13 protein-coding genes are annotated in these 11943 nt (G+C 71.7%); 6 read left to right on the forward strand and 7 right to left on the reverse strand.

Features of this window, described 5'->3' with window-relative positions; genetic code table 11:
• Window positions 1-152: 152 nt before the first annotated feature.
• Window positions 153-767 (reverse strand): TetR/AcrR family transcriptional regulator, encoded by a 615-nt coding sequence (locus tag J7W19_RS23105; protein WP_004942926.1) that lies wholly within the window; start codon window positions 765-767, stop codon window positions 153-155.
• Between the two features lie 99 nt (window positions 768-866).
• Here J7W19_RS23105 and J7W19_RS23110 point away from each other — a divergent pair, with 99 nt between their 5' ends.
• Window positions 867-1568 (forward strand): nitroreductase, encoded by a 702-nt coding sequence (locus J7W19_RS23110; RefSeq protein WP_004942923.1) that lies wholly within the window; start codon window positions 867-869, stop codon window positions 1566-1568.
• Window positions 1569-1660: 92 nt separating this feature from the next.
• On the opposite strand, the gene J7W19_RS23115 is transcribed toward J7W19_RS23110, so the two are convergent.
• The 3 genes from J7W19_RS23115 to J7W19_RS23125 all read right to left on the reverse strand — a co-directional run bounded on the left by J7W19_RS23115 (window position 1661) and on the right by J7W19_RS23125 (window position 4058).
• On the reverse strand, window positions 1661-2533 hold the full coding sequence (locus J7W19_RS23115; protein WP_004942922.1) for a ribosome-inactivating family protein: 873 nt from the start codon (window positions 2531-2533) through the stop codon (window positions 1661-1663).
• A gap of 190 nt (window positions 2534-2723) precedes the next feature.
• Complete coding sequence (locus J7W19_RS23120) at window positions 2724-3452, reverse strand: DUF2625 family protein (RefSeq protein WP_004942920.1); 729 nt, start codon at window positions 3450-3452, stop codon at window positions 2724-2726.
• Window positions 3453-3530: 78 nt separating this feature from the next.
• Window positions 3531-4058 (reverse strand): MepB family protein, encoded by a 528-nt coding sequence (locus J7W19_RS23125; RefSeq protein ID WP_004942919.1) that lies wholly within the window; start codon window positions 4056-4058, stop codon window positions 3531-3533.
• Window positions 4059-4419: 361 nt separating this feature from the next.
• Here J7W19_RS23125 and J7W19_RS23130 point away from each other — a divergent pair, with 361 nt between their 5' ends.
• From J7W19_RS23130 to J7W19_RS23140, 3 genes are all read left to right on the forward strand, one after another.
• Window positions 4420-4836, forward strand: a complete 417-nt coding sequence (locus J7W19_RS23130) for a hypothetical protein (protein WP_004942918.1) — start codon at window positions 4420-4422, stop codon at window positions 4834-4836.
• 344 nt (window positions 4837-5180) lie between these two features.
• Window positions 5181-5321, forward strand: coding sequence for a hypothetical protein (locus J7W19_RS23135; protein WP_004942914.1), 141 nt, complete (start codon window positions 5181-5183; stop codon window positions 5319-5321).
• A gap of 110 nt (window positions 5322-5431) precedes the next feature.
• Window positions 5432-5803, forward strand: a complete 372-nt coding sequence (locus J7W19_RS23140) for a hypothetical protein (RefSeq protein WP_004942911.1) — start codon at window positions 5432-5434, stop codon at window positions 5801-5803.
• 64 nt (window positions 5804-5867) lie between these two features.
• On the opposite strand, the gene J7W19_RS23145 is transcribed toward J7W19_RS23140, so the two are convergent.
• Window positions 5868-7439, reverse strand: coding sequence for a purple acid phosphatase family protein (locus J7W19_RS23145; RefSeq protein ID WP_040889170.1), 1572 nt, complete (start codon window positions 7437-7439; stop codon window positions 5868-5870).
• Window positions 7440-7579: 140 nt separating this feature from the next.
• Between J7W19_RS23145 and J7W19_RS23150 the strand changes: the two genes are divergently transcribed.
• Both J7W19_RS23150 and J7W19_RS23155 read left to right on the forward strand, forming a co-directional pair.
• On the forward strand, window positions 7580-8677 hold the full coding sequence (locus tag J7W19_RS23150; protein ID WP_051072552.1) for a 3-isopropylmalate dehydrogenase: 1098 nt from the start codon (window positions 7580-7582) through the stop codon (window positions 8675-8677).
• A gap of 207 nt (window positions 8678-8884) precedes the next feature.
• Window positions 8885-9970 (forward strand): branched-chain amino acid aminotransferase, encoded by a 1086-nt coding sequence (locus J7W19_RS23155; protein ID WP_004942902.1) that lies wholly within the window; start codon window positions 8885-8887, stop codon window positions 9968-9970.
• Between the two features lie 72 nt (window positions 9971-10042).
• Here J7W19_RS23155 and J7W19_RS23160 read toward each other — a convergent pair whose 3' ends face one another.
• Both J7W19_RS23160 and J7W19_RS23165 read right to left on the reverse strand, forming a co-directional pair.
• The gene (locus J7W19_RS23160; RefSeq protein ID WP_004942900.1) at window positions 10043-10237 is read right to left on the reverse strand and encodes an acyl-CoA carboxylase subunit epsilon; all 195 of its coding nucleotides are present in this window, start codon (window positions 10235-10237) and stop codon (window positions 10043-10045) included.
• Window positions 10238-10291: 54 nt separating this feature from the next.
• Window positions 10292-11875, reverse strand: coding sequence for an acyl-CoA carboxylase subunit beta (locus tag J7W19_RS23165; protein WP_004942896.1), 1584 nt, complete (start codon window positions 11873-11875; stop codon window positions 10292-10294).
• Window positions 11876-11943: the final 68 nt, after the last annotated feature.

Genomic DNA, 11943 nt, shown 5'->3' on the forward strand with positions numbered 1-11943 from the left:
GGACGCCGGTTGGGCCGTGACCACCTCCGCGCAGACCAGGGAGGCTGCCGTTCTCCCGTGCTGGTGGCCCGGAACCGGCCCCATCGGCAAGACTCTACGTCGCACCTCTGACAGCCGGGCGCGGGCCTGTTCGGTCAACCCCGGGCGAGGTGCTAAGCCTTTCCCGTCTCCTCCGGCAAAGCGTGATCGAGGAGGATCTCCGCCGCCGCCCGCGCGTGCCGGCCGTAGTCCGCTTCGTCCAGGACCATGGCGCGGCTGGCCGCCCCGTCCGCGAGGGTGGCCAGTTGCTCGGCGAGGGGGAGGGGCTCGCGGCAGCCCAGTTCCGTCAGCACCGCGACGATCAGGTGCACCATGCGCAACTTCTGCTCCCGGGCATAGGAGTGCACCGCGCTCTCCGGGTCGGGGAACTCCGCGGCGGCGTCGATGAACGGGCATCCGCGGACCGGAGTCGCGTCCGCCGCCGGCTGGTCGAACAGTCGGCGGATCCGCTCGCGCGGGGGGATGTCGTCGCGGGTCAGGACGCCTTCCAGGGTGGCGCCCGACAGTGCAAGGCCCCGCAAATGGGCGATGACCAGATCGTTCTTGGTGCGGAAGTGCGCGTAGAGCGTCCGCTTGGACACCGGCGCTTCCTCGGCGACCTGTTCCATGCCGGTCGCGCCGATGCCCTGGGTCGCGAACAGTCGGGCGGCGGCGGCCAGGATGCGCTCCCGCCCGCCGCGCCCTCGCCGTTGGGACGCCGCGGCCGGCGTGTTCACGCTCGTGTCCATGCGGCAAGTATACGGACTCGTTTACCTGGGTCGACAGGGTGCGCTACGGTAACCCTCGGCAGGTAAACGCCGCCGTTTACATGACTTCCAAGGAGCCTCATGAGCACGTGCGTCCCCACCGAGCTGAGCGGTTGCGCGGAGAAGCTGATACGCGGCCGCCGCGCGACCCGCGCGTTCCGTCCGGAACCCGTACCCGAGGAGGCGATGCGCAGCATCTTCGCGCTGGCCGGAGCCGCGCCGTCCAACTCCAACGCGCAACCGTGGCGGGTGGAGGTGGTGAGCGGCGCGGCGCGTCACCGCCTGGCCGGCGCCCTGCGGACGGCCCACGCCGAGCGGCGCACCTCGGTGGACTTCCCGTATTCGGACCGGATGTACGGGCCCGAGCACCAGGCGCGCCGGGCGGCGTTCGGCGCCGAACTGTACGGGGCGCTGGGGATCGGCCCCGACGATCACGCGGCACGTGCGGCCTACGACTCGGAAAGCCTGGACTTCTACGGCGCGCCGCACGCGGCCTTCCTCTTCGTCCACGGTTCCGACCACGGTGAGGGCGAGGCCCGGCTGGCCGCGGACGTCGGCGCCTATATGCAGACGCTGCTCCTGGCGATGACCGCGTACGGCGTGGACAGTTGTCCGCAGGGACTGTTGAGCTTCTACGCCGACACCGTCCGCTCCGAACTCGGCGTCACCGCCGCGAAGCTGCTCGTCGGCGTCTCCTTCGGCTACGCCGACGGGGCGGCGCCGGTGAACCGGGTGAGGACCGAGCGGGCGCCACTCGAATCGACGACGGCCTTCCACGGCTAGGCGGTTCCGTACGAGCCGGCGGGCGGGAGGAACGGGGGACGGGCGCCGAAAGGGACCCGGGGCCCGCCCCTGACTCCTCGGGCGCCCGAGGGTCAACGCTGCGAGAAACGATGCCCGTTGAGCTCGACGAAGCCGACCCAGTAGAGCAGGGCCGCGAGGCTGGTCACCGAGTGGCCCATGACGGTCATCGACTCGTTCGGGTTCTGCCGCGCGCGGCGCACGTAATCGGAGATGTCGCCCCACTGGTTCTCCAGACCGGAGTTGAGGATCATGCCTCGGGGAGCGCCCGCGTCGTAGTCCAGGGGCCGGTTCCGGTTGGGATCCTGGATGTTGCCCCGGATAACATCGAAGACGCTGCCGAAGCGGGCGGCTTCCGAGAAGGTCTGGATCGCCACGACCAGCGAGCGGCCGACGTTGTCGTTGTACTGGTTCGCCTGGCCGAGAGTCCGGACCGCGTTGTATATGCGCTCGGGGTTCAGTTGGAGACGGCCACGGTCGTTGCCGCCCGGGAGGCTACTGTAGTTCCCGGTCGTCGGCATGGTGTGGATGTTGTTGAGGTTGAGGCCGAGCGCGTTCGCGAACTCCTGCCGACGGTCGTTGAAGACCCAGTGCGAATTCGTCTGCGGGGCATAGAAACCGGCGACATACAGGTCGTCGGCCCAGAGGTACACCGAGGCCAGGTGCGTGTCACCCGTGTCCAGCACCCGCACCTGAATGAGCCGCCCGCGCTCGGTCGTGGTCTGCGCGGTTCCGTTGACTCCGGTCGGCTCACCGTAGGTGTACCGGTGAATGCGGTCGATCAGATCCCAGTAGTTGTGATGATGGGTGTCGCCGCCCGCGGTGATGTTCGAGACGCGCCAGTCGAGCACCTGGTAGTTGGCGGCGGACGCCGTCCCGCTCAGTACGGTCACGAGGCCCATCGCCGTCGCGAGCGTCAGCAGAAGCGCGCAGAATTTTCGCAGCATTTCCTTGTCGTCCCCTGGCCCGGCTGCCATCGGAGGAGGTCGGGCGCCGCGCATTTCCGTGGCGCCGTCGGCCGGACTCGAACGCTAAACGGGGAAGGGCCGCACGGGTTGCCGGACGGCGCACGTCTCGTTGCCGCTCCGCGCACGGGGGCCGGAGGGGGCGAGGGATCGTCCGGGCGGGTGAGCCGGTTCACGCGGCGCCGAGGAACCCCGGGTCGGCGCCGTCGAACCGCAGGCACGCGTCGCGGTTCAGGCCCAGGAGTTCCGCCATGGGCACCGCACGACGGCTGGTCGCCGGCAGGTCCTGGCGCGCCTCCGCCGACCACAACGGCGGAAAGAACGACAGCCCCTGCCGCCCGTTCAGCGCGGAGACCTCGCCGCGCCAGCCGTCCCACCGCAGGCCCTCGTAGAACTTCCGGAGCCCTCCGTCGAGAATCCAGGACAGCCAGGCCGAGTGCCCGGCCCCCAGCGCCTCCCAACCAAGGGCGTCGGGAGCGAAGTAGACGACCTCGCCCGGCTCACCGGGCCGACCGGCCGCACGGGGGTCACTCCCGTTGAGGGCGAACACCCCGCCCAGCACATCGTGCGCGACCACCAGACCCGCCCCCGGCCCCCACGCCGGATCGAACGTCGCGGGCATCGCGTTGACCACGGCCAGGCTGGGCAGACCCTCGGCATCGGCGCCACGCGGACTGCCGAAGATCCGCAACCATCCACCGTCCACGATCAGACCGCCGCAGTTCAGTACGATCCCGCCCAGATTCGACCGGGCGGAGACCCGGAGCTGCCGCAGGGAGGCGCGGCCTGCCTCGGCGTCACCGGGCGGTACCTCGACCGGAACGCCGGTGCCGGACAGCTCCTCAAAGAGAAGCGGCCAGGCCGGATCGTCGACATCGACCAGCTCATTGACCTCGCTCACCCCCGCATCGTCGCACCGACCGCCGGAGGCCCGGCCTGCCGGGTCACCTTGGCGTCGACCCACCAAGCGAGATGATCTCTACGGGTGGTAGAGGGCGCGGGCGCGTCCCAGGTCGGGAGCCTCGTTCCGGCCGAGGTCGAGGAAGAAGTCCGCCTGCCACGCCTGGGTGCCGCCGGCCTGCCGGCTGGTCGTGGTCACCCACGGCGGATAGACGCGGAACCCGCGCTTCCCGCCGGAGCCGCCGCTGGAGACGACGCCGCGCTCGACCAACACGTCCACCGGGAAGACGAATTGCCCGAAGCCGCCGTCGTCGTCGCGGCTGCTGACGACGAAGAGGTCCACCCCGTCGTCGGCGTCGAAGGGCCGGATCGGCCCCTCCTCGGACCGCTGCCAGACGGTGACGAACCGGCCCGCCTTCGTCGGGGTCGCCTTGCCCACCCGGAAGCGGACCGAGCGGCCGTCGAGCGTGAACGCGCACGCGGCGTACTCGGCGCTCTCCGGCTCCGGCACCGGCACCGAGCAGACGAAGCCACCCGGCTCGTACACCAGCGCCTTCGTCGCCGACAGATCGCCGTGCAGCCCCGCCCACGCTTGGTTCGCCACCATGCCGCCATCCTGCCATCGCGCCGGTTTTCACGCCGGGGCGCTCGCCACCGAAGCGCCAAGGCGGTCATGCCGGACCGCCAGTGAGCTGCCGGGGTCATGCCAGAGGCGGCGGCTTGTACGCCCAGTGTCAGGACGAGGCTTGCGGTGAGCGCGGCGAGGGGCCGAGCGGCCCTTGCTCCGATCACGACCGGCAGTATCCGGGGTGCGGATGGTGCGGGCTACGGGAGAACGAGACAAAGACGGAACACGAGCGATACGTCCGGCATTTATCCGCGTTTATCGCTCGTTGAGCGCCCTTTGCGACGGTGGCGTCGTCGGCCCGACCGGGTCGTCCGCTCCATCCGAGAGCAAGGAGTTCCCCATGCGTGCACTGAGAATCAAGCGCGGCGCCGCCCTGGCGCTGGCCACCGCGGCGCTCGCCGCGACGGCGGCGGTGTCCACCGCCGGCACCGCGGCCGCGTCCTCGGGCGGCGGCTGCGCCGGCCCCACCTGGAAGAACGTCTGCATCGCCGACCACAACAACGGCGCCATCGGCGCCGACGCGTACCTGGACCTCGGGAACGTGAACCCCAACTGCTACGTGGAGTTCGGCGTCTTCGACAAGACCTCGTGGGCCTTCGCCACACGCCAGTCGGTCTCCTGCCGGAACGGCTACCAGCACTTGGGCGTCGAGCTGACCAACCCCTCCTCCGGCCACCAGTACGTCACCTTCGCCAAGATCCACTGGAGCGGTGGCTCCGACCTCGAGACCACGGACAGCCCCATCCTCACCTACTGACCGAACCCATCGAGGTATTGACGGACTGAGCGCGGCAGCCCCGCTGTCGGGCGGCGCGGACGGACGTGAGGCGGTGCCGTCCGGATCCACCGAACCGTTCGCCGCCCGATGGCGGCCCGCCCACGCGGGGCGGCCGTCTCAGATAGTAGGAAGCCCGAGTAAATACGGCGACAGCGCGGTAATGCTGGCTTAGCGTGGAGGAAGCCGAGCGTCCCGCTCCATCGAGCGACGGCGGACGCGGCCGGGCGCGCGAGCGCAGGTGACCCCTGCGAGCGCCCGGGCCCCCGCCCCTTTCTCCGGCTCTTCGCATCCCTCGCAGGACTCTTCCAGAGGAGACGTGACCCATGGCCGAGACCACTGCCGTCCTTGCCCGCAAGCCCCGCCGCACGCGCCGCGCCGACCGCGACGCCGACCGCCGCAACGCCGCCGCCGCCCTCCAGCGCGCCCTCGACCGCCGCGACAACGGGGGACCGGCGGGCCACTAGTCCCGGGCCGATGCCGCCGGGTCGCCGGCCGGCCGCGGCGGCGGGTGCGCGGGCCCACCGCCGCACGCCGGCTCCCGTATCCGCGTGCGGACGAAATCGTTCGTCAGCTCATGAACCAGCACACCGTCGTCCGTGCCGTCGGCGTCGTCCTGGCCCTCCTTGCCGGAGCCCAGGCCGCGGCGGCCCCGGCGTGGGCCGAGGGGCCGGGCGGGGGCGCACCCGCGCCGGTCGCCGGCGAAGACCCGGCCCTGCTGCGGACACTGTTCCGGCCCCCGCTCCAGCCCTTGTGCGTTCCCCCTTCGGCTCCGTCCTCGGCCGACACCCCGCCGCCGCTCCCGGCCTTGGTCAGTGTGGGCGTCCAGGACATCGGCGTGCTGAGCGACGCCGGATCCCGGGCGTGCGCCGGGGGCCCGGTCGAGCGGGCGCTCTCCCGCGTCCTCGACCTTCCGGCCCTGGCGGAGGCCGCGCCCGTCGGCCCTTGACCCCGTCGGCCCCCGACCCTGCCGGGGCCTGACCCTCCCGCGCCCTGACCCCGCCGGGACCTGCCTACCGCCCCGCCCGCACCACGTCGAAGTGGTCGATCCGCTTCCCGCTCTCCGCCAGCGCCGTGACCCGCAGCCGGGGCCGCGAGCCCGGTTCGCACTCCACCGCCAGGAAGGAGTGGCCCGTGTAGCGGACGCGTGACCATTCCACTCGTTCCGGGGACTTCACCCGGCCCTTCTTCCAGTGGTAGCTGGCGACGCTTTCGAGGTCGTGGACGTGGCCCTCGTAGCTGTCCGGGACGGGGAAGTCGTAGAGGTCCGCGCCCGCGCCGCCGGCGGTGACGTAGACGGTGCCGTCGCGGGCCGGGTCGACCGTCGCGCCGATCGGGACGCGGCGGCGGAGCCGGCCCGCGCGGAGGGCGTCGGTGCGTTCGTAGATGTGGTTGTGGCCGTTGATGACGAGGTCCACGCGGTGCTTGTCGAACAGCGGGAGCCACGCGTCGCGGACGCCGCCGTCCGAGGCGTGCGCCTTCGTCGTCGAGAAGGCGCAGTGGTGGAAGAAGACGACGACGAAGTCCACGTCCCGGCGCGCCCGCAGCTCGCGCAGCCGGCGGTCGAGCCAGGCGGTCTGACCGCCGCCGCTGTAGCCCGTGTTGGCGGCGATCTCGTACGAGACGTCGTTGGCGTCGAGGGCGACGACGGCGACGTTGCCGTGGACGAACGAGTACGCGCCCGGCGACCTGCGCGGGTCGAAGCCGTTGGCGGGGAGCGCCCAGCGGGCGCTCTGGCCGCCGTAGCCGTTGGGGGAGTACCAGGCCTCCATGTCGTGGTTGCCGGTGGTCACCATCCACGGCACGCTCCGGGCCACGGACTCCGTCTGCGCGAGGAACTGGTCCCACACCCGCGCGTCGTAGACGTCGCCGGGCCGGCCGGAGCCGCTGCTGTCGGCGTAGCAGATGTCGCCCGCGTGCAGGTGGAACGCCGGGTCCTGGCCGAGCAGCAGCTGGTCGTTGCCGAGCGCGTGGTAGCCGACGCCCTGGTCGCCGAAGGCCGTGAAGACGAACCGCTCCGGGCGCGCGGGCGCGGTGCGGAAGGACGCGACCGTGCCCAGCCGGCGGGCGTCCGCCGGGTCGAAGCCGGTGTGCCCGACGCCGTAGTAGTACGTGGTGCCGGGCCGCAGCCCGTCCAGCGCGACGTGCAGGTAGTACTGGTCGACGGCGGGCAGCGCGCGGACCAGCGGCGGGGTGTGCAGGTGCCGCACCTCCGCCTCGACGCGGCGGCCGAGGTCCCACGGCTTCGACCCGATCCGCAGGAACGGCTTGCGGACCGCGAAGGGCACCTGCCACGAGACGCGCATCTGGGTCTTCGGGTCGGCGCCGAAGGCGAGGTGCCGGCCGAAGGGGGCGACCAGGGAGCCGTCGACGCGGGCGGTGGCTCTCGCCGTCACGAGGGTGGGCGTGGCCAGGGCGGTGGGCGCCGCCCCCAGCAGGCCCGTCCCGGCGACCGCCCCGGCCGTCACCGCGCCCGCGCGCAGCAGACCGCGCCGGCTCAGCTTGCTCCGCAGGTACTCGTGCTGCTCCGGCATGGTCATGCGCTCGGCGAGCGGCCCGGGAATGCCTACGCGTGGAGTGTCCATGCCGGGAACGTGCCAGCAAAGGCCCGTCCCGTCACCCACTTCCGCCGAATTCCGCCGAACCGGCCCCGGCCACCGCACCGTCGCGTCCATATGGTGGACGGAGAGTGTCATTCAGTGGGACGAGGCAGTACGGTCCCGTCATGTCTCGCAGCATTCGCCTCGCAGTGATCCCCGGTGACGGCATCGGCCCCGAAGTGGTGGCCCAGGGACTCCGCGTCCTCACCGCCGTCCTCCCCTCCGACGTGAAGCTGGAGACCCGGGAGTACGACCTCGGCGCCCGGCGCTGGCACGCCACGGGGGAGACCCTCCCCGACGCCGAACTGGAGTCCCTCAAGGAGCACGACGCGATCCTGCTCGGCGCGGTGGGCGACCCCTCCGTACCGTCCGGCGTGCTGGAGCGCGGCCTGCTGCTCAAGCTGCGCTTCGCCTTCGACCACCACGTGAACCTGCGCCCCTCCCGGCTCTACCCCGGCACCGCCGGCCCGCTCGCCGGCCGCCCGGACATCGACTTCGTCGTGGTCCGCGAGGGCACCGAGGGCCCGTACACCGGCAACGGCGGCTCGCTGCGCACCGGCACCCCGGCCGAGGTCGCCACCGAGGTCAGCGTCAACACCGCGTACGGGGTGGAGCGGGTGGTCCGGGACGCGTACGCGCGGGCCCAGGCCCGGCCGCGGAAGAAGCTCACGCTCGTGCACAAGGACAACGTCCTGGTGTACGCGGGCCGGCTCTGGAAGTCCGTCTTCGAGCGCGTCGGCCGGGAGTTCCCCGAGGTCACGACGGACTACCTGCACGTGGACGCGGCGACGATCTTCCTCGTGACGCAGCCCGAGCGGTTCGACGTGATCGTCACCGACAACCTCTTCGGCGACATCCTCACCGACCTCGCGGCGGCCGTCAGCGGCGGCATCGGCACCGCCGCCTCCGGCAACATCAACCCGGACGGCACCTTCCCGTCCATGTTCGAGCCGGTCCACGGCTCGGCCCCGGACATCGCGGGCACCGGCACGGCCGACCCCACGGCGACCGTCCTCTCCGTCGCCCTGCTGCTGCGGCACCTCGGGTACGAGCGGGAGGCGGCGCGGGTGGAGGACGCCGTGGCCGCCGATCTGGCGGGACGGGCGGGGGCCGCCGCCCGCTCGACCGAGGAGACGGGGTCCGCGCTCGTGAACCTGGTCTCCGAGGTACGCGGAGACTCCGCGACGCCTGAGGCACCCGAGGTACCGGGCGTACCCGCCTGACCCGTCCGCCCCGCGCGCGGCCGGAGTCCCACCGTTCCACCGGGCCGCGCGCCTCCTCGGCGTTCGCACAGGTATTTCGTTCATGCCCCCGTCCGAGCGATAATCGGACACGGGGCCGCGAAAAGAGGCGAAGAAGCTCGGACGTCCGCCAGAGCGGGGACGGCGTGAGCGCGGTCCGCAGCACCCGAAAGTTAAGGACACGCATCCATGACCACGCCCACGATCGAGCTCAAGCCCTCCTCGCAGCCGCTGTCCGACGCGGAGCGGGAGCGCATCCTCGCCGACCCCGGCTTCGGCCGCCACTTCACCGACCACATGGTCACCGTCAAGTGGGCGGACGGGGTCGGCTGGCACGACGCCCAGCTGGTGCCGTACGCGCCGCTGTCGATCGACCCGGCCAACATGACGCTCCACTACGGGCAGGCCATCTTCGAGGGCCTCAAGGCTTACCACCGCCCCGACGGCGGCGTCGCCACCTTCCGCCCGGAGGAGAACGCCAAGCGCTTCCAGGCGTCCGCCCGCCGGCTGGCGATGCCCGAGCTGCCCGTCGAGACGTTCATCGAGGCGTGCGACGCGCTCGTGCGGCAGGACCGCGCCTGGGTGCCGACCTCCGGTGAAGCCTCCCTCTACCTGCGGCCGTTCATGTTCGCCACCGAGGCGGGCATGGGCGTGCGCCCGGCGAAGGAGTACCTCTTCGTCGTCATCGCCTCGCCGGCCGGCGCCTACTTCGCGGGCGGCGTCAAGCCCGTCTCCGTCTGGATCTCCGAGGAGTACGTGCGCGCCGCCCCCGGCGGCACCGGCGCCGCCAAGTGCGCGGGCAACTACGCCGCCTCCCTCGTCGCCCAGGCGCAGGCCGCCGAGAAGGGCTGCGACCAGGTGGTCTGGCTGGACGCCGTCGAGCGCCGCTGGATCGAGGAAATGGGCGGCATGAACCTGTACTTCGTGTACGGGAACCGGATCGTCACCCCCGAGCTGACCGGGTCGCTGCTGCCCGGCATCACGCGCGCCTCGCTGCTGCGGATCGCCGAGGACCTCGGGTACGAGGTCGCCGAGGGGCGGATCTCCGTGGACGACTGGCGGAGCGCGAACGCGGACGGCTCGCTGACCGAGGTCTTCGCGTGCGGTACGGCCGCCGTCATCACGCCGGTCGGATCGGTGAAGTCCGCCCGCGGCGACTGGACGATCGGGGACGGCGGACCGGGCGAGGTGACGATGCGGCTGCGCCAGGCGCTGCTGGACATCCAGACCGGCGCCGCGGACGACACGTACGGCTGGATGCACCGGCTGGGCTGACGGGCCCGGACGCCCGAACGCGCGGAAGGGCCCCGCACTCGGAAGAGTGCGGGGCCCTTCCGCGTGGGCGGGTCAGCCCTGCCAGCTGTGGGCCGCCGTGAAGCCGGCGGACCGCTCCAGGCGCCGCCAGGACGCGGCGGACCGGCGCGGCCGGGGCACCTGGGCCGACGATCCGGCGGACGCCCGGGCGAGCAGGACCGCGGTGACGGCGGCCAGCTCCTCCGGCCCGGCCGTCCCCTTCTCGACGCGAACGAGCGTGTCAGTCATGTCTGCTGTGTCCTCTTCGAGTTACCGGGTTGTTCGGGTTACCGGGGTACCGGGTTACTGGGGCGGGTTGCCGTGCTTGCGGGACGGCAGGTCGGCGTGCTTCGTCGCGAGCATGGCCAGCGACCGGATCAGCACCTGCCGCGTCTCCACCGGGTCGATGACGTCGTCGACGAGGCCGCGCTCGGCCGCGTAGTACGGGTGCATCAGCTCGGCCTTGTACTCCTTGACCATGCGGGCCCGCATGGCGTCCGGGTCGTCGGCGTCCGCGATCTGCTTGCGGAAGATGACGTTGGCCGCGCCCTCGGCGCCCATGACGGCGATCTCGTTGGTGGGCCAGGCGTAGGTGAGGTCGGCGCCGATGGACTGGGAGTCCATGACGATGTAGGCGCCGCCGTACGCCTTGCGCAGGATCACCGAGATGCGCGGCACGGTGGCGTTGCAGTAGGCGTAGAGCAGCTTGGCGCCGTGCCGGATGATGCCGCCGTGCTCCTGGTCGACGCCGGGCAGGAAGCCGGGGACGTCCAGGAGGGTGACGATGGGGATGTTGAAGGCATCGCACATCTGGATGAACCGGGCCGCCTTCTCGGACGCCTCGATGTCCAGGACGCCGGCCAGCGACTGCGGCTGGTTGGCGACGATGCCGACGACCTGGCCGTCGAGCCGGGCCAGGGCGCAGATGATGTTGGTGGCCCAGCGTTCGTGGACCTCGAGGTACTCGCCGTCGTCGACGATCTCCTCGATGACCTTGCGCATGTCGTAGGGGCGGTTGCCGTCGGCCGGGACGAGGTCCAGCAGGGCCTCGCCGGTGCGGTCGACGGGGTCCTCGCAGACCACCCGCGGCGGGTTCTCGCGGTTGTTCTGCGGGAGGAGGGACAGCAGGTAGCGGACCTCCTCCAGGCAGGTCTCCTCGTCGTCGTACGCGAAGTGGGCCACGCCGGAGGTCTCGGCGTGCACGTCGGCGCCGCCGAGGCCGTTCTGGGTGATCTCCTCGCCGGTCACCGCGCGGACCACGTCCGGGCCGGTGATGAACATCTGCGAGGTCTCGCGGACCATGAAGACGAAGTCCGTCAGGGCGGGGGAGTAGGCCGCGCCGCCCGCGCACGGGCCGAGCATCACCGAGATCTGCGGGATGACGCCGGACGCCTTGGTGTTCCGCTGGAAGATGCCGCCGTAGCCGGCGAGGGCGGAGACGCCCTCCTGGATGCGGGCGCCGGCGCCGTCGTTGAGCGACACCAGGGGCGCGCCGGCCGCGATGGCCATGTCCATGATCTTGTGGATCTTGGTGGCGTGGGCCTCGCCCAGCGCGCCGCCGAAGATCCGGAAGTCGTGGGCGTAGACGAACACGGTCCGGCCGTGGACGGTGCCCCAGCCGGTGATGACCCCGTCGGTGTACGGCTTCTTCGCCTCCAGGCCGAAGCCCGTGGCGCGGTGCCGGCGCAGCGGCTCGACCTCGGAGAAAGAGCCCTCGTCCAGCAGCAGATCGATACGCTCGCGCGCCGTCAGCTTCCCCTTGGCCTTCTGTGCCTGGGTAGCCCGGTCGCTGGGACCACGCCGAACCTGCTCGCGGATGGCGTGCAGCTCGGCGACGCGCCCACGGACGTCACTCGCCTCTTCGGGCGCACCTTCGAGATTGCTCATGGATAGACGGTACGTGGGACCCGTGCCGGAACATCATGTCGACTCCGCACAAGGTAGTGCTCGATTTG

Source organism: Streptomyces mobaraensis NBRC 13819 = DSM 40847, from assembly GCF_017916255.1.
GTDB lineage: Bacteria > Actinomycetota > Actinomycetes > Streptomycetales > Streptomycetaceae > Streptomyces > Streptomyces mobaraensis.